Origin of the sequence: Isachenkonia alkalipeptolytica, assembly GCF_009910325.1 — a bacterium.
GTDB lineage: Bacteria > Bacillota > Clostridia > Peptostreptococcales > T1SED10-28 > Isachenkonia > Isachenkonia alkalipeptolytica.
Genome location: NZ_SUMG01000010.1, coordinates 61,096 through 83,693, shown reverse-complemented (window position 1 = coordinate 83,693; position 22,598 = coordinate 61,096). Strand labels below are relative to the sequence as shown.

Below are 22,598 nucleotides of genomic sequence, written 5' to 3'. Positions count from 1 at the left end.
ACACTATGACGGAACGAGTGGAAGTTGCCATTGGAATTTTTATAGGGTATTTTCTTGTCTTCGGTCTATCCACAGGGGTGATTGGAAGGCTGCTCCGTATCCATCCGGAAATTATCAGGAAGGTATATCATATCTTCGGCATTGCCTCCATGGTAATCCTGCTTTATGTATTTCCCGGCTGGAAAAGCGCATTGGGAACCGTAGTGGTTTTTTTCATCGTGGCCTATGGGATCGTGTTTATGATTGAAGATACCGATTTTATGAAAAGGTTTCGCAAGGAACGGAGAAAAGAAGATGCTAAAATCCGGGAACAGATCCTCTATGTGGTGCTGGTCTATTCCTTTTTGATCATCACTTTTTGGGGCATAGGAGGAGAGGATCATAAACATTTCATCCTGTTCGGAACGATGACCTGGTGTTTCGGCGATGCTTTGGCCGCCCTTGTGGGACGATTTTACGGCAGAAAAAAATTTCAGTATAAGCACTTTGATCGGGATAAAACTCGGGAGGGGTTTCAAGCCTTTGTGCTTTCCACGACTTTGGCAAACCTGGTTATTTTACTGATTTTTTACGCCTTTCCCTTAGGGGTGAGTATCGGGATCGCCCTCTTATTAGGGCTTGCGGGAGGGGTTATTGAATTAATGTCTAAAAGGGGACTGGATACGGTGACAATTCCCATCGGCATTACTTTGTTAGCTTACGCCGTTATTAACGGAGTATTGGTATTTTATTAAAATCTTAGGAAATTGAGGGAGCCAAATGAGTAAATATCAAGGGTTGAAAAAAGAAAAAGAACGAACCTTACGTGCTGCATGGATGATCAGTGCCAGCGCTCCCTTAGTAACAGGATTTGCTTTTTACCAATCCGGTTCGGTTTCGGTCTTAGCGGATTTCTTTCGAAGGACCCTGGAGTTAATGGTGCTCTTTTCAAACTGGCTGATCTATAAAAAAATTCTTAAAAGTGAAGAGGGCGTTAAGGAAATTGACACAAAAAAGCTGGAAGGCTATGCCGCCCGGGGAGTAATGGGGGTTATGGCCATCTCCTTTTTCGTAATTTTTTTAAATGCCCTTAGGCAGTTACAGGATCCCCAGCCCCTGGGGGAAATTTGGGCGGCGATGATCATCGGCATTCTGGGAATTCTGGTGAACGGAAGTTTTTGGTGGAAGAATCGAGCCTTGGCAAAAAAAGAAGCCTCTTCCATCTTTTATGCCCAGTGGAAGCTATACAGAGCCAAGGCCCTGATGGATGTGACCCTGATCATCATCCTGTCCTCCAGCAGAATTTTTGAAGCCTACCCCCTGTCCCTTTATTTTGATCCTGTGGGTTCGATTATTATGTCTTTTTTCCTGTTGTACTCCAGTTACAGTATCTGGCTTAATAAGATCAAAAAGAATATTCGGGGATTGTCGGAATAATTCCTTTGTGAGGAGCATTTCCATTTCGGATTCCCTATGGTAAAATGAATCTTTGGAAGAAGCCTGTAAAGGATTATCATGAAAGATAAAGGAGGAAGACAAGGAATTGTCGCATGACTATGAGAATTAAAGCGATCAAGGAACTGCATCCCGGGCAAATTTTAGGACAAACGTTGTATACGGAAAAAGGAGACATCCTGCTTCGAAAAGGGGTGTATATCTCCCCTTTCATCATCAAAAAGCTGCAAGAATCCGGGTACGCCAGTGTATATATATGGGAAGACACTATGGAATACGAACTGGAGGATGTAATAAGACCGGAGATCCGGCAAAAGGCCATCAATGATCTTCGCAAATTCACAAAAGCCATCGAAGGAGAAGACCCGAAGCGGGCAGAAGCCAATATGAGCATTTTACGAGCGGAAGTGTCCACCGTGGTGGACGAGCTCTTTAATCAAAAAGAAGTCGTCGTGGAATTGGTGGATATGAAAAACATCAACCGGGGACTCTATCAGCACTCGGTAAATGTGATGATTCACAGTGTGATCCTGGCCGTTGGTTTGGGACTGAACAAAACGGAAGTGGGGAAAGTGGCCCTGGGGGCACTGCTCCATGACATCGGATTGCTGTTTATGCCTACGGAGATCATGAAAAAAGAAGGCCCCTTAACCCCGGAGGAATTTGAGCAAATAAAGGAACACCCGAAAAAGGGATTTGAGTTTTTACGGGATAAGTTAAATGTGGAAGCCACCACAAGAATGGGGATTTTGGATCATCATGAACAGTATGACGGTTCCGGGTATCCCGCCGGCAAAAAAGGAACAGAAATTCATCTTTACGGAAGAATCATCGCCGTGGCCAATAAGTATGATTCCATTATTTCTGATCGCCATTACAAGAAAGCAATGCCCGTAGCCGAAGCCCTGGAATACATTATGGGTGGGGGCGGGTCGGTGTTTGACCCGGAACTTACCCGGATTTTTATTCGAAACGTGAACCCTTACCCCGTAAACACCTTAGTGGAGCTGAGTGACGGAAATGTTGCGGCGGTAGTGGAGGTGCATTCCAGCTTCTTTTCAAGGCCGGTGGTGAAGGTTATTCGGGGAAAGGATAAGGGGGAGAAAATTGATCTGCTACGGGAGAAGAACCGGGTGATCATAAATACCCTTTAAGTAGGCCGGGCTCGGATAATCATGCCTGTGCTCGGATTATCATGCCTGTGCTCGGATTATCATGCCTGTGCTCGGAATCATGTCGCAAAAAACCCCCTATAGTAAATAGGGGGGCGGAAGATGTTGGGGGCAAAATAGTGCTACACCCAAAAGCGCTAGGTAAAATAGGGCTACAAAAATAATAATTGATAGAGAAAGCTTCCGAGAATTCCGCTGAGGACGATCAGGATCAGATTTTTAGAATAAAGGGCCACAACCACAGCCAGGAGGCCGCCGACCAAGGAGGAGGGCAGGCTCTCCGTGGAAAAAAGAATTTCCGGAAAAATCAGGGCTCCCAAAGCGGCAAAGGGAATAAAGCTTAAAAAGCGCTTGATATAAGGCTGAAGGCGAAGCTTTTGCAACAGGACCATGGGAAGCATTCGAGGGATGTAGGTTACAATCGCCATGCCGAGGACGATTAACAGGGTATTATTCATAAAGATCCTCCTTCGGAAACAGAATGGTGCCCAGGAAGGCCCCCACCATAGTGGAAAGAATAATATTCCATCCCGTGGAAAAACCGGGGACCCAGGGAATAAAGGTTATGGCACTGTGGGTAAGCATTGCGCTCAGCGCCACCACCACGATGGGCAGGGAACCTTTCATGGAGGGTACCAGCAAACCGATAAACATTACATAAAGGGCAATGCCCATACTGTTTTGTAACATTTCCGGCAGGATGTTGCCCATAAACAAGCCCACCCAGGTGCCGGCGTTCCAGGCGGTAAAGGAGATCACCATGGGCCCGAGCAAAAAGGAAAAGGAAAGCTTCTTATTTTCATCAAGATCGATCACCGAGGCCAGGGAAAAGGTTTCATCGGTGATCCCGAAGGATAAAATACTTCGAAAAAGCTTAGGGGTACTCTCCTCCAGGCGCTGGGAAAGGGATGCGCTCATTAAAAAATGTCGAAAATTTAAAATAAAAGTGGTCAGGATGATCTCTCCCGCCGCAGCCCCCAGGGACATCAAATTCACCGCCACAAACTGGCTGGCCCCGGCAAATACGGTTAGGGACATCATGATACCCGTAAGGTAGGGAAGGCCTTCGGAGGCGGTCAAAAGGCCAAAGGCGATGGCAATGGGAAGGTAGCCCAGAGCAATGGGAATGCCCTGTTGTAATCCTTGTAAAAATAATGGTCTCTTCATAGCAAACGTCCTTTACATAGTTTTCATAAGCAATTATTTCTGTAACAGTGTATACCAAAAGCCTTTGGAAAGCAAACAAATCCGGGAACATTTTCGGGATGAAAATCCCGGAGCAGGGAAAGAAGGAGGGGAAGGAAATGGAAGACAAAGCACTGGGAAAAGTTTACTTAATTATGGGTCTTGGCATACTGGGTGTCTCCGTCTCCGCGGTTCTGATCCGCTCCACGGAGGCCCCCTCAACGGTCATTGCCATGTATCGAATGGTGTTCACCTTTTTACTGTTCACCCCTCTGGTGATAAAAAAAGGCGGCCTTCCCCTAAAAATCATTGGAAGGCGGGGCATTGCCCTGGCCCTCCTTAGCGGATTTTTTCTGGCCCTCCATTTTGCCGCATGGATCGAATCCCTAAAACACACCACCATTGCTTCCTCTACGGTGCTGGTAAGCCTGCAGCCCTTATTTACCGCCACCCTGGGATACTTCTTTTATAAGGAACGCCTCCGCCGGGGGCAAATTGTGGGTATGGGAATTGCCATTTTGGGCAGTGCCTTTATCGGACTTTCCGACTTCATCGGCGGTGGCGGGCATTTTTACGGGGATCTACTGGCGGTACTGGGAGGGGCCTTTGCTTCCGTATATGTGCTGCTGGGTCGGGGACTTCGAAAAACCGTGGGCAATCTGGACTATGTATACCTCGCCTATGGAAGCTGTAGTGTTACCCTGCTGGCGGCCAATCTCCTAGGGCAGACCCCCTTAACCGGCTATTCGGGAAATGATTATTTGATATTTATCGGTCTTGCGGTATTTTCCACCATCGGTGGCCATACCGTCTTTAACTGGGCCTTAAAATACGTGGAGGCCAATAAAGTATCCGTGGCACTGTTGGGAGAGCCTATCGGAGCCACGATGCTGGGGTTTTTAATCCTCCGGGAGGTTCCCAGCCAAGCCCAGCTCATCAGTGCCGGGATTATCCTTTTGGGCCTGTATATTTTTATCAAAGACAGCTTTCAAAGAAAAAAAACCACCGCCGCCCTGTCCTGAAGACAAGGGGCCGTGGTTTTTTTATTGTAGGAGCCGGAGGAAAAGGTTGCAAAATCCAAAGGTTGTAAAATCAAAAATTTACGCTAGGAAAAGCTTACAAAATTCCCCTGGTCAAATACGGGAACCTCTTCCCCTTTTTCCGTGATGCCGAAAATCTTCAGATCCTCGGTGCCGATCATAAAGTCCACATGGGTCAGGGAATCGTTGGCCCCTTTCGCCTTCAAGTCTTCCTTGGACAGGTCATCTCCGCCCTTAATACAACTGGGGTAGGCTTTTCCCAGGGCAAAGTGGCAGGAGGCGTTTTCATCAAACAGGGTATTATAAAACAGGATTTGTTGGTTGGAGATGGGAGAATCATAGGGAACCAAGGCGATTTCCCCTAAGTGTTTGGCGCCTTCATCGGTATCCAGGAGCTCCCGGAGCACTTCCTTTCCTTTGCGGGCATCAAAGTCCACTACTTTTCCCTTGGCGAAGGTGAAGCGGAAGTCTTCGATTAAATTGCCGTTGTAATTCAGGGGCATGGAGCTCACAACGGTGCCGTCCACGCCGTCGGCCTTGGGCAGGGTAAATACCTCCTCCGTGGGCATGTTGGCAAAGAAGACTTTGCCGTGGGGGCCTTGGTCTCCGCCCCCCACCCATCGGTGATCTTCAGGAAGCTCTAAGGTCACATCGGTACCCGCTGCATTTTCGTAGCGGAGGGCCTTAAAATGATGGTTGTTTAAGAAATCCAACCGCTGATTCAGATTTTGTTGGTGCTCTTCCCAAGCAGCAACGGGATCCGGTTGGTCCACCCGCACCGCTTTATAAATCGCCTCCCAGAGCTTATCCAAGGCGACCTCTTCGGAAACCTCGGGAAATACTTTTTTAGCCCAGGCCGCTGTGGGAATGGAGGCCACGCACCATACGTTCTGGTTCGTCATCATTCGGGTACGGTAATACTCCAGGCCTTGACTCATCACTTTTTGCTGGCGGCTCATTCTTTTCGGGTCCACGTCCTTCATCAGTTCCGGATCCGAGGCGGCAATACTTAAAAAGGCCGCGCCTTTTTTGGCGTATCCCTCCAGCATAACCTTCACCCATTCCGGGAACTCATCGAATACTTCGTCCTTGGCCATATCAAAGCGAATTTTCGTGGACTTTTCGTCAATCCATCGAATCACCACATCCCGGGCTCCGGATTCGTAGGCCTTTACACTGGCCAGTCTGGCGAAGTCCGCACATTCGATGGGGCTGTTGATGACTAAAATCTGGTCCTCTTGGATGTTGATGCCGGTTCGCACCAGCAGTTCCGCGTATTTCTCCAAATTATTTTTCATAGTTTGCCTCCTTTAAGATCTTTAAGCGTCTTAAAACGCATATAAAAACATTTTACTACATATAAAAAGATTTTTCCATCGATTTAGAAAACTTCGAGGATTTCACCGGGGAAGACTTTCTTTTATCCCCATAGTTTGAGATAATAAAAAAAGGTTTGAGATAATAAAAAAAGGCTCCCGGGGGAGCCTTAAATATTACTGTGCTTCATGAATGGCGGCAACCAAAACGTCCTCAACTTCTTGGGCGATTTCCAGCAGGGCCGGATTGCCAAGCATGCCCATCAGCTTCATGGGCAGGGGCATCCCGATATAGGTTTGACCGGATTTTGTATAAACCCCCACTTTGCAAGGCAGGAAAAAAGCCATTTCCAAATGTTGATCCAGTACTTGTTTCGCTTTTTCAGGGTTGCACACTTCGAGTAAGTGGAATTCCTGATCAAAATCCACTCCTTTGGATCGAAGGGTATCCTGGAAATTCAATTCACTGAGCACCCCGAAATCATGATCGGCGAGACTGTCCTTTATGGACTGGATGGCTTCCGTGAAGGATTTATCCGTTGCAACTTCATAGTTCATATCCATTCTTCAACACTCCTTTGATTTATAGGTACCGAGTATATATATACCCGAAGGATTGTGAAGATAACAGGAAAGGTAAAACTTAAAGAAAACCCTCTGCTTTCCCTGAAGGTAGGGAAAAGAAGGCGTAAAAAATCCACCCCAGAAGGAGGCAATGCATTAATGAAAATTCACATCACCCGACACGGAGAAACGAAGTGGAACCAAGAGCGGCGGATGCAGGGCAGCCAAAATTCTTCCCTGACATCCAAGGGGATGGCCGATGCGGAAAAACTGCAACAGCGCCTGGCATCGGTGAAGTTTGACAAAATCTATTCCTCTCCCCTGGGAAGAGCCGTAAGGACGGCGGAAATCATCAGGGGGGACCGGAAACTGCCCATCGAAAAAGTTCCCCAATTGATGGAAATGAACTTCGGAGCCTGGGAGGGGAGAACCGTAGAGGAAATCGAAAGGGCCTATGGCCAGCGGTATCGTGACTTCTGGGATGCTCCGGAAAAATATCAACCGGTGGAGGGGGAAAGTTTTGAAGAACTCTTCCAACGGGTGGAGCGGGGACTGAAGGAGATTATAGAGCGGGGGGAAGAAGGGGAGGTCTCCTTATTGGTGGCCCATGCGGTGGTGATCAAGTGCATCTATGCCTTGGTGAAAAACCTTCCCTTAAAGGAATTTTGGAATCCTCCCTTTATGTACGGAACCAATCTTACGATTTTGGAGATCAAGGGGGATGAAAAAGAGTTCATCCTAGAGGGGGATATCAGTCATCTACAGGATGAATGAAATTGATCCTCAAGGACCCGCCTTCCCGGTGGAAACTGTGGAGGGTTGGTGAGGTCGTTGAACCCTCTAAAGATAAAAATCTCATAGCACAAAGGCTGGAACAACTTAATGCGGTCTTGGCTGAGAAAAATAAGCGGAGTCGCCGTATCTGGAAAATCGTGATGCAACTACGGTACATTTTTCGGGAAAACGATTAAAACGAGGACTTTACCGCTCAAAAGACGGAACCCTCATGAACGCCGATGTTAACGGGGCCGCCAATATTCTTAGAAAAACCTTCGAAAAAGCTTTTGATGAAGCATTTTCAAACACGACTTGTTTATTAAAACCGATTGCATTGACCGTAAGGTATAAGTACTCCTAAAGGCTTGTCCAATGGGATAGCGGGGTTGGGTGTCTTTCGCACACCAACGTGTCAACTCCACCGGTGGTTAATCGTCATGCTTTGAGTCGATACCCCGGAAACCCCCACTTCAAATTTCGTAGAAATTAAGTGGTGGGAGTATTCATTACAATGGAACAGATAATTAGTTCAGGATACCATCTTCAAGGCTATGCAATGGGATAAGTTTGTAGTCAAATATCATAAAAAAATAACAGAACCCTTTGGGATTCTGTTATTTTTCATTGTTGAAAATATACTCAAAACATAGGGATAAGAATTAACTCATTAATTTCTCCAACTCTTCCACACCCTCTTTAAAGACCTTCATGGCATTGGATACCGGGTCTTTGGTCTCCATATCCGCACCGGCCTTTCTAAGGATATCGATGGGATAGTCGCTGGATCCGCTGGATAAAAACTCCAGGAAACGATCCACGGCGGGTTTTCCTTCCTTCAGGATCTGATCCGACAGAGCAATGGCTGCGGAAAAGCCGGTGGCATACTGGTATACATAGAAATTGTAGTACATATGGGGGATTCTAGACCACTCGTATTTGATCTGGTCATCAATAACCACATCGGGACCGAAATATTTTTTGTTCAGCTTCAGGTAATGATCACATAAAAATTCATTGGTCAGGGCGCCCCCCTGCTCCACCCGCTGATGGATATCCCGCTCAAATTCCGCGAACATGGTCTGTCGGAAGATGGTGCCCCGGAACTGTTCCAGATAGTGGTTTAGGATATACTTTCGCTTTTCCTTGTCCTCCACGGTTTTTAATAAATAGTCATTCAACAGGGCTTCATTGGTGGTGGAGGCCACTTCCGCCACGAAAATGGAATAGTTTCCGTAAACATAAGGTTGATTTTGCCGGGTTAAATAGCTGTGCATGGAATGTCCCAGCTCATGGGCTAAGGTAAACATGGAGTTCATGTCATCTTTATGATTCAACAGCACATAGGGGCGGGAGTCATAGGTACCTGCGGAGTAGGCGCCGGAGCGTTTCCCTTCGGTTTCATAAACATCAATCCATCGCTGGGAAAAGGCGGAGCGGATCCCCTCCTGGTACTCTTTCCCTAAGGGAGCCAGGGCATCGGTAACCATGGTGCCGGCTTCGTCGTAGGTGATGGGAAAGTCCACACCGGATACAATGGGGGTATAAATATCATAGAGATGAAGCTCATCCAGGCCCAGGACTTTTTTTCGAAGCTCCATGTATTTATAGAAACTCTCCAGATTGTTGTTGACCGCTTCAATAAGGCGGTCGGGAACGGTTACGGGAATGTTGTTTTCAAACAGAGCCGCCTCCCGGGCGGAGGAGAAATTCCTCATTTTACTGAAGAAAATGTTTTTGTTGACTTCACTTTGCAACAGGCTGGAAAGGGTGTTGATATGTCCCTCGTAAACCTTATAGTATTTTTCAAAGGCATCCTTACGAAGGCTGCGGTCCTTGGACATCAACAGGGGTACGTAGGATCCGTTGGTTAAGGCATGGCCCTCCCCTTGGGCGTCCACCGCCTCTTCAAAGGTCATATCCGCATTTAAAAGCATTCCGTAGGCGTTGCTGGGGGCATCCCCCAGTTCTCCCACCCGGGCCAGGACAGACTCCATCTCCTCCGAGAGAATGTGGGGCTTTTTACGGAGAAGGTCGGAGAAGTATTTTTTGTAATGGGAAAGATCCTCATGGTTCAATAAGGCTTCAATGGTCTTTTCGTCCCCTTCCAGAAGCTCGGGGATAAAAAAGGCGTTTTCTTTTTGGATTTCCGTTGCCAGTTTTTCCGATCGGGAGACCATCCCCTGATATTTGCTTTCCTTGGTATTCTCATCCATCTTTAACCGGGCGTAGGTGACCAGGTTCATCAGTTTTCGGCTGAGGTTTTCATAGGTTTCCAGGGCGGAACGAAGGGTTTCCCTGCTTTCCAGCAATCGTCCCTTGTAAAGCTGGAAGGCTTTGGATGCTTCCTTCAGCTCTGTTAAAGCGGTTTCCCAGGCCTCGTCGGAAACAAATAAATCCGTAAGGTCCCAAAGATATTTCTGATCAATACTTTCGCGTTTCATAGGCTCACTCCTTATAATTAATTTAAACGTATGGTAATTTTATCATGTATAAAGAATCCTTGCCACAATTTTAGAACTTTTATGAAAATATTGGTTTTGCCACTTTACAATGAAAATTTTGAAAATAAAGATGCATTCTCCCCGAGGCTATGATAAAATTATCTTGAAGTTTGCGTCGAAGGGATTTAAAAAACAACTAGGGAGGCGAAGCATCGATGAAGGAGACATTCGGTGAAGAAAAAGAGCAGCGGGAAGACCCCCGGGAGGACACGGAGGCGGTAAGCGGAGAGGACGCCTATGAAGAAGACCGGGAGGCACCGGAAGAAGGAGCGCCGGCAAGCGGAAAGGACGGCCGCGAAGAGGACCGGGAGACGGCGGAAGAAGCGCCGGCAAGCGGAAAGGACGGCCGCGAAGAGGACCGGGAGACGGCGGAAGAAGCGCCGGTAAGCGGGTATGGTACATATGAAGGGACGAATGAAGAACATAGGGAAATAGGGGACGAAACAACAGCCGCTACCGGGGACGAGAGAAGTTATACAGAGGAACCCCGGGACAGGGTAGAGAACAGCGGGGCTGCCGGAGAAAAAGAGGAAAAGTCGGAGAAGGGGAAAGCACTGAAAATGCCCAACCTCCCCAAGATGCCCAAAATGCTGAAGAAAAAAGAGGGGGGCGGAGGCTTCAATCTCCGAATCGGCAACAAAATCGCTATAGGATTTTTACTGGTGATCATCATTTTTGGCGTGGTGTCGGTACAAACCTGGATGGCCTTTAATGATTTGGAAGAGGCGATCTATGATTCCAATGTCGCCGCCGAAACCTATAATGATGTGGCACAAATGGATGCCGAACTTTGGCGACAGTACGCATATATTTACGAATATGTTAATCTTGGGCGAACGGAAAGCCTGCCGAATTACGAAGCCGCTGCAGAGCGCTTTGACGAATTATTTGAAAGGGTTTCTCGGGGGATTGAAGACCCGGAAATCATTGAGGAACTGGAACGAATCACCATCATGAAGGAGAGTATGGAATCCGTTCTTTATGAGAGCATCATTCCCAACATGGGAACCGATGGGGAACAATTTAATGAACGTAGACTGAGAAATGTGGAAAGCAGAATTCGCTATATTGGAGAATCTTTCGCCATTGTAAGGGAACACATCCAAGAGGATACCCAGACAATTATCCGGGAGGCGGAAGAGGTCATTGCCAGCGAGCGAAGACAATTGATCGTTTTCTTAGGAATCGCTCTGGGGATTGCGGTTATTGTGACCGTGGTGCTTTCCCGAGGCATATCCAAACCTCTTAAGGAATTGCAGGAAGAGGCGGAACGAGTGGCGAAAGGGGATCTTACCCTGGAGTTTAACGGAAGTAAGGGAAAGGATGAAGTCGGGGAGTTGTCCCGGTCCTTTGCACAAATGACAAGGAGTCTAAAAACACTGATTTCCTCGGTGAAGGAAGCTTCCGGAAAGGCAACCCAGTCCTCGGAGATTTTAATGGAAACCGCCAAGCAATCCTCCGGGGCTTCGGAAGATTTATCCAAAACCATTCAGGAAATTGCTGAAACTGCGGATAATCAAGCCCAAAACACCACGGAGGGGACGGAAAAGGCAAGTGAAATGGCTGCAACCATTGAAGACGTCTCAACCAGGACGGAAGGGCTTAAGAAATCCACGGAAAACGCGGATCGTTTACGGGAACAGGGCGTGAAGGTGGTGGATGACTTATTCGATAAAACGGAAACCATTAATCAAGTGACATCGGAGGTTTCGAAAATCATTCAGGAAACCGATGCCAATACGGAAAAGATCAACAAGGCCAGTATCGTTATCCACTCTATCTCGGAACAAACCGGGCTTCTCGCCCTTAATGCGGCGATTGAATCCGCCAGGGCCGGGGAAGCGGGAAGAGGCTTTGCGGTGGTAGCCGAGGAAATTCGGAAATTAGCAGATCAGGCCTCAAACTCCACGAAGGAGATCGAAGACATCGTTAAAGTATTAAAAGAAAAATCCAATGTGGCGGTTCGGGATATGAAGAATCTGGAAGGGACCATTTCGGACCAGGGAGAGGCCGTGAATGCCACGAAGGGGATTTTTAATGACCTGTCCAATGCCATTGACAACACCAAGGAGGAAACCCACGGGGTGGAATCCTATGTGGAGGTTATGCTGGGCAAGAAGGATGAGATCGTGGATGTGATCAATCAACTGGCATCCATTGCCGAGGAAAACGCCGCCAGCACCGAGGAAGCCTCCGCCGCCACGGAGGAGCAAACCGCCTCCATGGAAGAGATTCAAAGCGCTTCGGAACAGCTGACGAATTTATCCTATGACTTAATGGAAGTGGTAGGAGAATTTAAAGTATAAGAAAAGGGGCGTTAAAGATAGGATCCTGAAAAGATAGGGGGGTCCTATCTTTTTTAGCGTTTAATCGATTAAAACCATGGTATATAAAGGGTAAGGGAATTTTTCCCGACCCAGGATTCAACGATCCGGATAAAAAAAGGAGTGAGCATATGGGAATACTAGCGTGGATCATTTTTGGCGCTCTGGCCGGGTGGATTGCCAACGGCATTGCCGGGGATAAACGGCGGATGGGCTGTGGCATGAATGTGGTCATCGGCATCGTCGGCGCATCCATCGGAGGCTTGGTGTTTAGCGCTATTGGTGGAACCGGGGTCACCGGTTTTAACCTATGGAGTCTGTTTGTGGCCGTGGTGGGGGCGGTCATTCTCCTCAGTGTGATCAACGCCCTGCAAAAGTGAAAATCTGAAAACAGCGTAAAGCGTAATAAGAAGGAATGAAAAACCACTTTGAATTTTTTGAAAACGAAGTGGTTTTTTTGATGAATAGGATTGACGGAGGGGGGAAGATCGGGTAAGATAAAGAAGGTTATTTAGGCATTCGAAATATTAGGGGTAAAAAAATAGCCTTGATTAATAGAATGCCGTTAAAATACGATGGTGATCAACCCATATATCCTATTGCAATTAATCCATACATAACAACCACGCTGGTATAAAATACATTGAAAGAAATCGAGGGACGCTTATGAAGGTGAACCATCTTGCAAGTGAAAAGCTGAAGGACTTTAAAAGTTTTCCCCGGAATATCCGGCTGATCTTCGCGGTGATTTTGTTGAACAACATCGCCAAGGGCATGTTTATGACCCTGTATAACTTATATCTTCAGGAAGTGGGCTTCAATGCCAGCTTCATGGGAGAGCTGATTTCCATGACCGCCTTGGCCAGTGCCATTTTCCTGGTGCCCATCGGTTTTTTAAGCGATAAAATAGGGCGGAAAAAAACCATGATCATCGGCATCGTTTTCGCCGATATTTTGCAGATCCTTCGGGCGATTATTTTAAGCAGCAACACCTTGGTGCTCTTAAGCTTTTTACTGGGGGGCCTGAACTCCTTTTTCATGGTGGCCAACGCCCCCTTTCTCATCGAGAACTCCTCTAAGGCCATTCGGATGAAGGTATTCAGCATCAATTTTGCCTTGATGATCTTTTCCTCCATGCTGGGAAATATCATCGGAGGCGTCACCCCGGATATCCTTCAGGGGCTGTCGGGGATGAACGTTGCCGACGCCCAGCGGATGACTTTGATCCTATCCACGTTGCTGAGTCTCTTTGCCTTAATCCCCCTGCTGAAAATCAAAGAGCCGGAGAAGGTGATTGAAAAGGGGAGGGAAAAGCTGTGGAAGAGCCTGAAAAACATTAAAAACAGCGCCATCATTTTAAAATTCATCTTTGCCAACGCCCTGGTGGGCTTCGGGGCCGGGCTGTTTGTTCCCTTTTCCAATCTATATTTTGAAAATCAGTTTCAGCTGCCCACCTCCACCATCGGACTGATCATGTCCCTGGGCCAGGCCAGCACCGTGATTGCCATTTTGCTGGGACCCTACCTGAGTGGGCGCTTCGGTCGGGTAAAAACCGTGTTCTATCTCCAGATTCTGTCGGTGCCCTTTATGCTGATCCTGGGGGATACTCGGATCCTTTCCCTGGCGATCTTTGCCTTTTTAATCCGCCAGGCCATTATGAATGCCAGCAATCCCATCACCTCGGCGGTCATGCTGGAGGAGGTGCCGGAGAACTTAAAGGGCATTACCAACAGTCTGAATCATATGGTGTTTCAACTGGGCTGGACGGTGTGCGGCCGTTTAAGCGGAATCATCATCGACAACTACGGTTACGACTTGATCTTCTACCTTGCCGGGGGCCTGTACGCCACCTCGGCGGTGTATTATTACTTAATGTTCCGCCATATTGATAAGCGCAAAGCGGCGCCCGCCGTCGCAAAACCAGAACCGGCCTAACCGTCGGGAAAAGCAAAAAGTGTACCAGGGGGTCGGACCCTGCGGTACAAAAAGCAAAAAGTGTACCAGGGGGTCGGACCCTGCGGTACAAAAAGCAAAAAGTGTACCAGGGGGTCGGACCCTGCGGTACAAAAAGCAAAAAGTGTACCACAGGGTCCGACCCCCTGGTACAAAAATTCCCCCCCAAAAAAAAAGCCACGGCAGAGCCGAAGGCTTTTTTAGGTCTTATTCTGTTGTTTCAAGTAGAAGGCCACGAAATCCTCGGTTGTAAAATCCTTCACCTCGGAAAGATCCGGGTTTAGGGATCGGAAAAAGCAGCTGGGAATTTCTCCGGCCTTAAGGTTTTTCTCGATGCAGGGGTCGCAGCCCCTGGTGTGATTTACCGGATGCAGTTTGCAGCTGAAATCTTCGCAGGTACAAAAGTCGTTGGCGGGTTTCATAGGGGATCCTTTCTTATTCGTAATCATAAAAGTGGCGCACCTGAGAGGACTTGAACCTCCGGCCTGCGGTTTAGGAAACCGTTGCTCTATCCAACTGAGCTACAGGTGCAGGGACCATAACAGTAGAATAGTCGAAAACCGGATTTTTGTCAAGGGAGGCCCGAAGGCTCTAAGGGGCAAAGGGGAAAAAGTTCAAGGAATCCCAAGGTTTTTTGGGAAAAATCCTTTAGAATGATAGAAAAAATGGTATAATAGAACAGTCCAAAACGAGATTTTTATTTTTTGGGAATAATCAGTTAATTTTCAGAGGAGGCCCTTTCATGAACGAATTGGCATATATCAGCATCTTTGCGGGATTGATCCTGCTCTTTGGCGTGTGGGAGCGGATACGGCTACAGCGAAGATTAAAAAAGATTCCTAAAAGAATTCTTGTCAACGGCATCCGGGGAAAATCCACGGTAACACGATTGTTGATGGGAATGTTACGGGAAAAAGAATATAAAGTAGCGGGAAAAACCACAGGAACCATGCCGCGACTGTTTTATTGGGACGATGAAGAGGAAATTGAAATCATACGAAGCCTCCAGGGCCCCAATATTTCCGAACAGAAATGGGTGGTAAAAGAGGTGGCCAAAAAAGGGGCCGAGGCCCTGGTCACCGAATGTATGGCGGTAAACCCGGAGTACCAGATCACCTTTCAAAAAAGGTTGGTCCAGGCCAATATCACGGTAATCACCAATATTATCGAGGATCATCTGGATGTAATGGGACCCACCCTGGATCAGGTGGCGGAAGCCTTTAGTGAGACCATCCCCCAGGGAGGATATTTAATCATGCCCCCCAACCCCTACGAAGAGTATTTTCGAAAGAAGGCGAAAAAGAGAAAAACAAAAGTACTGATCGCAGATCCCGATGAAGTTACCCAAAAGGATCTTGACCGGTTCTCTTATATGATGTTTCCTGAAAATGTGGCCATCGGTTTTGTGTTGGCGGATTTGTGGGGAATTGACCGAACCACCGCCCTAAAGGGAATGGTCTATGCACCGGTGGACCCGGGCGCTCTGATTGTCAAAAACTTTGGCAGTGCCAAGGAACCCAGTTACTTTTTCAACGGCTTTGCAGCCAATGATGCAACCTCCACAAAAAATATCTGGGAAAGAATACAGGAGGAATATCCAGGTCTTCAACGGAAAATTGTGATTATGAACTGTCGGGAGGACCGGGTGGACCGAACCATACAATTTGCCAACGAGGTGCTTCCCGATCTCTCCATGGATCAGCTGATTCTTACGGGGAAAACCGTGCGTCCCATTGTGGAGGCCTTTGAGGAAAAGCGGATCCCGGCGAAGGAATTGATTAATTTGGAAAACAAAAAGCCGGAAGCCGTCGTAGACTTTCTTCAAAAAATTCCGGGGAACACCCTGGTTTACGGAATTGGAAATATCCACGGGGGCGGCGAGGAAATTGCCCATGGCATCGACGAGCTTTGTGTCCGGGATAAACCAAAGGAGATCAAGGACTATTATTCAAAGGTCCGGGACAAAAATGTTTCAGAAGATAATAGAGCCCAAAGGAGTGTAACCGCCCATGTTCGGAACTGACTTATATATAGCCATCGTTGTCGGAGTCATTATATCATTAATCTATGCGGAAAAAACCGGAGTCGTGCCCTCGGGCCTGGTGGTTCCCGGATATTTAGCCTTAGTGTTTGATCAGGTGTATTTTGTGTTGGTGGTGGGGGTAATCAGCCTACTGACGTATTTAGTGGTCACCCAGGGATTGGAACGGGTGACGGTTTTATATGGCCGGCGGAAGTTTGCCGCCATGCTCACCGTGGGCATCTTAATGAAAATGGGGTTTGATTTTCTCAGTCTCACCCCCTTTATCGTCCTGGAACTTCGGGGAATCGGGGTTATTGTTCCGGGACTGATTGCCAATACCATTGGGAAACAAGGGGTCCTACCCACCTTTGCTTCCACGTTTTTGCTGTCCGCCGTTACCTTTGGGTTTCTTACGGTTTATCAGCTGCTGTAGAAAAGGGGAAAGGAGTTTATTATGTCTAAGGAGTTAACGAAGCAGGAAAAACGAATGCTCTCTCATCAGTGGCATCAAAAAAGAGCAAGCTTCCATGCTACGGTGTTGCTGATATTTCTGGCCCTTCCTTTTTTAAGTCATCACTGGATCTTTACCTCCAGCGCACCGGAAAGTACCCGGGGGGAGGATGTGGAGTATCGAATCAGCATGGTGGGGGATATGATGATGGGTCGCCACGTGGAAGAGCACGCCTTGATGAATGATTTTCATATTGATTATGTTTTTGAATATGTCCGCCCATATTTTCAGGAATCGGATTACGTCACGGGAAACCTGGAGTCCCCCATCGTCGATGCGGAGGATCCGGAAATAGAAGCGCAAATGGAGGAGGCGGCCCTGCGCCACAAGGACATTCATCTCCATGCCCTGCCCTGGGCCATTGATGCCCTGGAAGGGGCCCATTTCGACTCTGTAACCCTGGCTAATAACCATTCCCTGGATTACGGGGACTTATCCCTGTACCAAACCCTGGATCACTTTGAAAACCGCGACGTGGAAGTTCTGGGTATCGGCCACGGGCTGGATCTCTCCACCCGACAGGTCAATGAAGGGTTGAAGGACTCCTCGAGAATCTCCTATTTTGATATGGGAGAGGATTCAACGGGGGCCATCATCAGCATTACCGATTCCTATGTCCGGGGCTTTGACGCCAGTGAGAATGTGGGGGGCGTGTTTACCAGTCCCAACATGGATGTCTTGGCCAATCGACTGATCCATGCAAAAACCCCAAAAGCCCAAGGTGGCGGAGGGGCGGATCTGGCCATTGTCCACATTCACTGGGGAGACGAGTACCAGGTTCGATACAATGAAAACCAACAGGAAGATGCCCAGTTTATGGCGGATTACGGTGCGGATATTATCATCGGCCACCATCCCCATGTGCTGCAGTCCGCCAGTATCATAGAAGGAAGAGATCCCTTAAATGAGGACCGGGATCATGAAACCCTGGTGATGTACAGCCTGGGGAATTTTGTGTTTGATCAGGGCTGGACCACCACGAAGGAATCCACCATCGCCCAGCTGGACTTTTTAACCGACGGATCCAAAGAATTATCCTTTGTGCCCATGTGGATTGAAAACGCCACTCCCAGAGAAACCGGAGGGCTGATGAAGGGTTACCGGGACCGACGGATTTTCAGAATGCTGAGCAAAGACTTGGATTCCGATCTTTACCGTGTGGAAAACGGCAGACTCGTCATTGATCTGGAAAAGACCAAGGTCCTTCAAGGAGGAAATTTGAATGATTAATTTTCGAAAATATTTAATGGGCACTTACATTCTCTCGGGAATTATTTTTGTATCCCTCCTCGGCTGGACCTATCTGGAAGCGGCGAACCAGGAGGAGGTCTCCCGGGCGTTTCTACAAAATCAAATTGCCAAGCTCAGTGCCGACGACGGTTTAACCCCCGAGGAGCGGGAGGCCGCAAGGGAGGCTGACCGCATTGCGGCGGAGAACGCCAGAGAGGAGGAGGAACCGGATTACTCCATTGACTTTTACGGCGTCAGCGCCATGCACCCCATAGCGGCGGAAGCGGGCATGGAAGTCATGGAAGCCGGGGGTACCGCCGTGGACGCGGCCATTGCCATCTCTTTTGTCTTAAACGTGGTGGAGCCCTACGGCTCCGGGATGGGAGGCGGCGGCGCTTTAGTCCTCCATGATCCGGAAGAAGGGGTGTACAGCTACGACTACCGGGAGATCTCACCCTTAAGCGCCAGCTCCTCCTGGGGCGGACCGGAACGGGGCATGGCGGTGCCGGGGATGGTCATGGGGATGGAAACCCTGCATCAGGATCATGGGACCCTGTCCTGGGAAGCCCTGTTAGAACCATCCATTAAAATTGCCCGGGAAGGGTTTCGCGTAACGGAGATGTTTCATATTCAAGCCATCAACGGAGCCCGGTATTTAAAGGAAGGACCGGTACAAGAACGGCTGTATCCCGACGGGCACCCCATAAACAACGGAGCACTCCTGGTGATGCCCGAGCTTGCCGATTCTCTGGAGAAAGTGCAGCAAGGAGGATCCGAGGCCTTTTACCAGGGAGAAATCGCCGAGGCGATCCGCCGACGGACGGGAATGACCGAGGCGGACCTTTTGGCCTATGACGTCAATGTGGATGAACCGGCCAAAGGGGAATTTCACTTTTACGATGAAAGCGAAGACCGTTGGCGGGAACAGACCATTTACGGTGCGGCGAATCCCACCTCCGCCATCGTAACCATTCAAGCCCTGCAAATGGCCTCGCAACTGGATTTAAGCGAGTATTATCAAGGGGCAAATATGGAGGAAGGCTTCTTTTTAGGGGATCTGCTAAGGGATGAGGCCCTGACAGGGGACTACATCCATTTGATGAATGAAATAATCCGGGTGACCTATGAGGACCGCTTAGATACCATCGGGGATCCGGATTTTGAAGAGGTGGACCAAGACGCCTTAACCTCTCTGGAGTACACCGAGGAATTATTGTCGGAAGTGCGCATGGACCCGGGAAATGAACCGAGTATGTCGGAGATCGAATCCCTTTTTGATTCCCCCGGGGAACGAGGGGATCCGAAGAATACCACCCATTTTGTTGTGGTGGACCGGGAGGGGCGGATGGTCTCCGTGACCAATACCTTAGGGGAGCTCTTCGGTGCCGGGATTGAAGTGGGGGGATTTTTTATGAACAACCAATCCCGAAACTTCAGCGATGACCCCGAGTCGCCGAATTATTATCAACCGGGAAAACGGCCGAGAACCTTTGTCTCTCCCCTGATTTTGGAGGAACATGGAAGACCGGTGCTGGGCATGGGAACCCCCGGCGGTCGGCGGATACCCACCCATGTCTTCCAAACCATTATGCAGTTTTATTATGGAAAAGACGAAGGGGGAAATCCCCTGGACCTGCAGGAGGCCATTATGAAGCCGAGATTTTACTTCGAGGACGGCTCCATTTACGTGGAAGAGCCCCTGGATGATGCGGTCATCAGTCAACTGCGGGAAAAAGGCTGGTCGGTTCGTACCAACACCTCCAGTATCTTTTACGGAGGGATCCAGGCCCTGGGTCTTGAAATCGACGAAAACGGTTTTGTAAAGAGCATCTACGGCGGCGGCGATGACCGGCGGCGGGGCACCTGGCAGATTAAAAATTGGGACGGGGAAGAATAAAAAACAGAGAAGAATAAGGAAATGAGAACACTCCCCGGAGTAGCGGTCCCGGGGATTTTTTTCGGTTCAATTTCCGGGGGAATTTTCACATAATTTATGGATTTTCACCGCTTTTTCAGCAGGAGTTTTCTCCGTGGATGGAGAATAATAGTAGTAAGCATCAGAAGGATGGATTAAAAAAAGGAGGGAAAGATGATGGCTAGAATTTATGGAGATCGGATCGTACTTCGGGAATACCAGGAGGAAGACCTGCGCTACATCCGGAAATGGGTTAACGATCCACAAATCACCGATTATTTATCGGATATTTTTCTGTATCCCCACAGCATAGTGACCTCGGAGAACTTTTTAAGCCACATGATGGAGGGGAAAAGCGACAATACCAAGGGTTTTGTGATCGGAGACCGGCAGTCGGAAAAATACATCGGACAGATCGACATGTTCAAAATCGACTGGAAAAACCGCTGCGCAGAAATCGGTCTGGTTATCGGGAATCCTGAAAATCTCAACAAAGGCTACGGCCGGGAGGCGATCCGTTTGCTGCTGGACTTTGCCTTTCACCGGATGAATCTTCACCGAATCGAGCTGGAGGTCTATGATTACAACTTACGGGGCTACCGTTGCTATTCGAGCTGCGGCTTTCAAGAAGAGGGACGGCAACGGCAGAAGTTTTTCCACAAGGGTGAGTACCGGGATAAAATTCAAATGGGAATACTGAAGGAGGAATTCAAGGATCCGGGGGATGAAAAAAGAAAAAAGAAATAAGAATTAGCAAAATTATAAGGTAAAGTGCAAGAAACGGGGTATAAATATAAGTAGCTGATAATAAAATGTCTTGACCTTCGGGTTAAGGGAAAGGAGCGTTGAACCCATGTTATTGGAAAAAGTCTTGCTGTGTACGGATTTTTCTCCTCCGGCGGAGAAGCTGGTAAAATGCATTGCCGAGCTGCAAAAGTCTGGGCTCCGGGAAGTGGTAGTACTTCATGTGATTGATATCGACTCCGGGGAAGCTCAGGATGAAGCCCTGCAACAAAAGAACGAAGAAAAACTTGCAAAGATCGAAAGAGAAATGGAGGAAATGGGTCTGCAGGCAAAAGGAATAATCACTTCCGGTGTTCCCAGTGTGGAGATCGCCCGGGCCGCCGAGGAGGAAGCGGTTTCCCTGATCCTGTTGGGATCCCATGGGAAAGGTTATATCAAAAGCCGTTACCTTGGAAGCACCACCTTTGATGTTCTCAGAATGACGGAAACCCCGCTGTTGATCGAAAAATACTTGGGGATTGAAGAGGGGAAAATGGAACCCTATTGCACGCAAAAGTTCTCTAAGGTATTGATTCCCGTGGATTTCTCGGAACACTCCATTGAGATGATGGAAAAGATCAAAGAAACGAAGGGCATACAAGGGGTTATTCTGGTTTCCGTAGTTGAAAAAAGTGAAAATCAGCAGGAGTTGGAAAACAGCAAGAAAGAGTGGAAGGAACGACTGGCCATTATGGAAGAGGAATTCCTATACCACGGTTATGAAGTCCAAAGTCATGTACGGGAAGGCACCGCCTCAAGAAATATTATGGAGGTGGCGGAAGAAGAGGGGGCTACCCTCATCGCCTTGGCTACCCGGGGGACGGGAGCCATTGAAAAACTCTTAATCGGAAGCACCATAGACGCCGTGGCAAGACAGTCGAAAAATCCGGTGCTGATTTTTCCATCGAGATAAGTTATTAAGAGAATACTTTGAGAAAACCGAAACCGGTGAAGCATCCGAAAGGGTGCTTTTTTTGAAAAAAAGAAAGAATCCATCAAACCCACACCTTAGGAGGCGAAGCAATGATACTGTCGGGCAAGGAAATTCAAAAACGCATGGGAAAGGATCTGTTTATCGAGCCCTTCCGGGAAGAGCAGCTAAATCCCAACAGCTACAACTTAAAGCTCCATGACGAGCTACTGATGTACACCGATGATGTGCTGGATATGAAAAAGGAAAACAAGGTGGAAAAGATCACAATCCCTCCCGAGGGCCTGGTATTAGCTCCGAACCGGCTGTATTTGGGAAGAACCATGGAATACACCCGAACCTTAAAGGTGGTGCCTATGCTGGAGGGGCGATCCTCCGTGGGAAGGCTGGGGCTGTTCATTCACGTCACTGCCGGCTTTGGGGACGTGGGCTTTTCCGGTTACTGGACCTTGGAAATCTTTTGCATCCAGCCCATCCGGATTTATCCCCATATTGAGATCTGTCAACTGTACTATCATACCATTGAAGGGGACTACGAGGCCTATCACAGCGGAAAGTACCAAAACAACCAAGGGATTCAGCCCAGTTATCTGTATAAGGATTTTGAGTAGGGACGTCTATGGGTAAATTTCACTGTAGATAAATAAGACTGTAGATAAATAAGACTGTAGATAAATAAGACTGTAGATAAATAAGACTGTAGATAAATAAGACTGTAGATAAATAAGACTGTAGATAAATAAGATTGTAGATAAATAGACTGCAGATAAATAAGATTGTAGATAAATAGACTGCAGGTAAATATTGTGTCAGGGAAATACCGCCGCGAGGATAGGCTCCGTAGCAAGACTGGGGGGGATAAGTGGCGGCCGGAAACGAAGAACAAACGTTTGATAAAACAGCAGTTCTGTGCTATACTGGATGTATAAAATCGAGTAA

At 48.1% G+C, this 22,598-nt stretch carries 21 protein-coding genes and 1 tRNA gene; 15 read left to right on the top strand and 7 right to left on the bottom strand.

What is annotated here, in order from left to right; genetic code table 11:
* The first annotated feature begins 5 nt into the window (after positions 1–5).
* The 3 genes from ISALK_RS09455 to ISALK_RS09445 all read left to right on the top strand — a co-directional run bounded on the left by ISALK_RS09455 (position 6) and on the right by ISALK_RS09445 (position 2,588).
* A complete protein-coding gene (locus ISALK_RS09455) occupies positions 6–734 on the top strand; it encodes a diacylglycerol/polyprenol kinase family protein (protein ID WP_160721605.1) in 729 nt (242 codons plus the stop codon).
* A 25-nt stretch (positions 735–759) separates the two neighbouring features.
* Positions 760–1,416, top strand: a complete 657-nt coding sequence (locus ISALK_RS09450) for a cation efflux transmembrane domain-containing protein (protein WP_160721601.1) — start codon at positions 760–762, stop codon at positions 1,414–1,416.
* A gap of 113 nt (positions 1,417–1,529) precedes the next feature.
* Positions 1,530–2,588: an HD-GYP domain-containing protein gene (locus tag ISALK_RS09445; protein WP_160721597.1), complete on the top strand. Its 1,059-nt coding sequence runs from the start codon at positions 1,530–1,532 to the stop codon at positions 2,586–2,588.
* A 170-nt stretch (positions 2,589–2,758) separates the two neighbouring features.
* Here ISALK_RS09445 and ISALK_RS09440 read toward each other — a convergent pair whose 3' ends face one another.
* Positions 2,759–3,064, bottom strand: a complete 306-nt coding sequence (locus tag ISALK_RS09440; RefSeq protein WP_160721593.1) for an AzlD domain-containing protein — start codon at positions 3,062–3,064, stop codon at positions 2,759–2,761.
* Positions 3,057–3,773, bottom strand: a complete 717-nt coding sequence (locus tag ISALK_RS09435; RefSeq protein ID WP_160721589.1) for an AzlC family ABC transporter permease — start codon at positions 3,771–3,773, stop codon at positions 3,057–3,059. Before ISALK_RS09435 ends, ISALK_RS09440 begins: the two co-directional genes overlap by 8 nt.
* 137 nt (positions 3,774–3,910) lie before the next feature.
* Between ISALK_RS09435 and ISALK_RS09430 the strand changes: the two genes are divergently transcribed.
* Complete coding sequence (locus tag ISALK_RS09430) at positions 3,911–4,813, top strand: DMT family transporter (protein WP_160721587.1); 903 nt, start codon at positions 3,911–3,913, stop codon at positions 4,811–4,813.
* 83 nt (positions 4,814–4,896) lie between these two features.
* On the opposite strand, the gene ISALK_RS09425 is transcribed toward ISALK_RS09430, so the two are convergent.
* Both ISALK_RS09425 and ISALK_RS09420 read right to left on the bottom strand, forming a co-directional pair.
* Positions 4,897–6,129 (bottom strand): aminopeptidase, encoded by a 1,233-nt coding sequence (locus ISALK_RS09425; RefSeq protein WP_160721585.1) that lies wholly within the window; start codon positions 6,127–6,129, stop codon positions 4,897–4,899.
* A gap of 195 nt (positions 6,130–6,324) precedes the next feature.
* Positions 6,325–6,711 (bottom strand): DUF302 domain-containing protein, encoded by a 387-nt coding sequence (locus tag ISALK_RS09420; RefSeq protein ID WP_160721583.1) that lies wholly within the window; start codon positions 6,709–6,711, stop codon positions 6,325–6,327.
* Positions 6,712–6,870: 159 nt separating this feature from the next.
* Between ISALK_RS09420 and ISALK_RS09415 the strand changes: the two genes are divergently transcribed.
* On the top strand, positions 6,871–7,485 hold the full coding sequence (locus ISALK_RS09415; RefSeq protein WP_160721581.1) for a histidine phosphatase family protein: 615 nt from the start codon (positions 6,871–6,873) through the stop codon (positions 7,483–7,485).
* Positions 7,486–8,147: 662 nt separating this feature from the next.
* Here ISALK_RS09415 and pepF read toward each other — a convergent pair.
* Entirely contained in the window at positions 8,148–9,929 is a 1,782-nt protein-coding gene (pepF, locus tag ISALK_RS09410; RefSeq protein WP_160721579.1) for an oligoendopeptidase F, read from the bottom strand.
* A 215-nt stretch (positions 9,930–10,144) separates the two neighbouring features.
* Between pepF and ISALK_RS09405 the strand changes: the two genes are divergently transcribed.
* The 3 genes from ISALK_RS09405 (at position 10,145) to ISALK_RS09395 (ending at position 14,248) form a co-directional block, all read left to right on the top strand.
* A complete protein-coding gene (locus ISALK_RS09405) occupies positions 10,145–12,295 on the top strand; it encodes a methyl-accepting chemotaxis protein (protein ID WP_160721577.1) in 2,151 nt (716 codons plus the stop codon).
* 149 nt (positions 12,296–12,444) lie between these two features.
* Complete coding sequence (locus ISALK_RS09400) at positions 12,445–12,693, top strand: GlsB/YeaQ/YmgE family stress response membrane protein (protein WP_160721575.1); 249 nt, start codon at positions 12,445–12,447, stop codon at positions 12,691–12,693.
* A gap of 286 nt (positions 12,694–12,979) precedes the next feature.
* A complete protein-coding gene (locus ISALK_RS09395; protein ID WP_160721573.1) occupies positions 12,980–14,248 on the top strand; it encodes an MFS transporter in 1,269 nt (422 codons plus the stop codon).
* A 218-nt stretch (positions 14,249–14,466) separates the two neighbouring features.
* Here ISALK_RS09395 and ISALK_RS09390 read toward each other — a convergent pair whose 3' ends face one another.
* Together ISALK_RS09390 and ISALK_RS09385 are read right to left on the bottom strand one after the other, a co-directional pair.
* Positions 14,467–14,715 (bottom strand): DUF6485 family protein, encoded by a 249-nt coding sequence (locus ISALK_RS09390; protein ID WP_201756882.1) that lies wholly within the window; start codon positions 14,713–14,715, stop codon positions 14,467–14,469.
* Between the two features lie 5 nt (positions 14,716–14,720).
* Positions 14,721–14,797, bottom strand: a tRNA-Arg gene (locus tag ISALK_RS09385).
* Positions 14,798–15,008: 211 nt separating this feature from the next.
* On the opposite strand from ISALK_RS09385, the gene pgsB reads away from it, so the two are divergent.
* The 7 genes from pgsB to dcd all read left to right on the top strand — a co-directional run bounded on the left by pgsB (position 15,009) and on the right by dcd (position 22,270).
* On the top strand, positions 15,009–16,289 hold the full coding sequence (gene pgsB / locus ISALK_RS09380; RefSeq protein WP_160721571.1) for a poly-gamma-glutamate synthase PgsB: 1,281 nt from the start codon (positions 15,009–15,011) through the stop codon (positions 16,287–16,289).
* Positions 16,276–16,722 carry a poly-gamma-glutamate biosynthesis protein PgsC gene (pgsC, locus tag ISALK_RS09375; RefSeq protein WP_160721569.1) on the top strand — a complete coding sequence of 149 codons (447 nt, stop codon included), beginning with the start codon at positions 16,276–16,278 and terminating at the stop codon, positions 16,720–16,722. The genes pgsB and pgsC overlap by 14 nt, the downstream gene beginning before the upstream one ends.
* Before the next feature lie 21 nt (positions 16,723–16,743).
* On the top strand, positions 16,744–18,030 hold the full coding sequence (locus ISALK_RS09370; RefSeq protein ID WP_160721567.1) for a CapA family protein: 1,287 nt from the start codon (positions 16,744–16,746) through the stop codon (positions 18,028–18,030).
* A complete protein-coding gene (locus tag ISALK_RS09365; RefSeq protein WP_160721565.1) occupies positions 18,023–19,927 on the top strand; it encodes a gamma-glutamyltransferase family protein in 1,905 nt (634 codons plus the stop codon). Before ISALK_RS09370 ends, ISALK_RS09365 begins: the two co-directional genes overlap by 8 nt.
* Before the next feature lie 195 nt (positions 19,928–20,122).
* Positions 20,123–20,692 carry a GNAT family N-acetyltransferase gene (locus tag ISALK_RS09360; RefSeq protein WP_160721563.1) on the top strand — a complete coding sequence of 190 codons (570 nt, stop codon included), beginning with the start codon at positions 20,123–20,125 and terminating at the stop codon, positions 20,690–20,692.
* A 106-nt stretch (positions 20,693–20,798) separates the two neighbouring features.
* Positions 20,799–21,641 carry a universal stress protein gene (locus ISALK_RS09355; RefSeq protein WP_160721561.1) on the top strand — a complete coding sequence of 281 codons (843 nt, stop codon included), beginning with the start codon at positions 20,799–20,801 and terminating at the stop codon, positions 21,639–21,641.
* A 110-nt stretch (positions 21,642–21,751) separates the two neighbouring features.
* On the top strand, positions 21,752–22,270 hold the full coding sequence (gene dcd / locus ISALK_RS09350; protein WP_160721559.1) for a dCTP deaminase: 519 nt from the start codon (positions 21,752–21,754) through the stop codon (positions 22,268–22,270).
* Positions 22,271–22,598: the final 328 nt, after the last annotated feature.

Bases quoted from the DNA above. Each gene is read 5' to 3' on its own strand.
- ISALK_RS09400 (WP_160721575.1), top strand. From the start codon at position 12,445: ATGGGAATACTAGCGTGGATCATTTTTGGCGCTCTGGCCGGGTGGATT.
- ISALK_RS09355 (WP_160721561.1), top strand. From the start codon at position 20,799: ATGTTATTGGAAAAAGTCTTGCTGTGTACGGATTTTTCTCCTCCGGCG.
- ISALK_RS09405 (WP_160721577.1), top strand. From the start codon at position 10,145: ATGAAGGAGACATTCGGTGAAGAAAAAGAGCAGCGGGAAGACCCCCGG.
- ISALK_RS09390 (WP_201756882.1), bottom strand. From the start codon at position 14,715: ATGATTACGAATAAGAAAGGATCCCCTATGAAACCCGCCAACGACTTT.
- ISALK_RS09415 (WP_160721581.1), top strand. From the start codon at position 6,871: ATGAAAATTCACATCACCCGACACGGAGAAACGAAGTGGAACCAAGAG.
- ISALK_RS09450 (WP_160721601.1), top strand. From the start codon at position 760: ATGAGTAAATATCAAGGGTTGAAAAAAGAAAAAGAACGAACCTTACGT.
- ISALK_RS09445 (WP_160721597.1), top strand. From the start codon at position 1,530: ATGACTATGAGAATTAAAGCGATCAAGGAACTGCATCCCGGGCAAATT.
- dcd (WP_160721559.1), top strand. From the start codon at position 21,752: ATGATACTGTCGGGCAAGGAAATTCAAAAACGCATGGGAAAGGATCTG.
- pgsC (WP_160721569.1), top strand. From the start codon at position 16,276: ATGTTCGGAACTGACTTATATATAGCCATCGTTGTCGGAGTCATTATA.
- ISALK_RS09425 (WP_160721585.1), bottom strand. From the start codon at position 6,129: ATGAAAAATAATTTGGAGAAATACGCGGAACTGCTGGTGCGAACCGGC.
- ISALK_RS09370 (WP_160721567.1), top strand. From the start codon at position 16,744: ATGTCTAAGGAGTTAACGAAGCAGGAAAAACGAATGCTCTCTCATCAG.
- ISALK_RS09395 (WP_160721573.1), top strand. From the start codon at position 12,980: ATGAAGGTGAACCATCTTGCAAGTGAAAAGCTGAAGGACTTTAAAAGT.
- ISALK_RS09440 (WP_160721593.1), bottom strand. From the start codon at position 3,064: ATGAATAATACCCTGTTAATCGTCCTCGGCATGGCGATTGTAACCTAC.
- pepF (WP_160721579.1), bottom strand. From the start codon at position 9,929: ATGAAACGCGAAAGTATTGATCAGAAATATCTTTGGGACCTTACGGAT.
- ISALK_RS09420 (WP_160721583.1), bottom strand. From the start codon at position 6,711: ATGGATATGAACTATGAAGTTGCAACGGATAAATCCTTCACGGAAGCC.
- ISALK_RS09455 (WP_160721605.1), top strand. From the start codon at position 6: ATGACGGAACGAGTGGAAGTTGCCATTGGAATTTTTATAGGGTATTTT.
- pgsB (WP_160721571.1), top strand. From the start codon at position 15,009: ATGAACGAATTGGCATATATCAGCATCTTTGCGGGATTGATCCTGCTC.
- ISALK_RS09360 (WP_160721563.1), top strand. From the start codon at position 20,123: ATGGCTAGAATTTATGGAGATCGGATCGTACTTCGGGAATACCAGGAG.
- ISALK_RS09430 (WP_160721587.1), top strand. From the start codon at position 3,911: ATGGAAGACAAAGCACTGGGAAAAGTTTACTTAATTATGGGTCTTGGC.
- ISALK_RS09435 (WP_160721589.1), bottom strand. From the start codon at position 3,773: ATGAAGAGACCATTATTTTTACAAGGATTACAACAGGGCATTCCCATT.
- ISALK_RS09365 (WP_160721565.1), top strand. From the start codon at position 18,023: ATGATTAATTTTCGAAAATATTTAATGGGCACTTACATTCTCTCGGGA.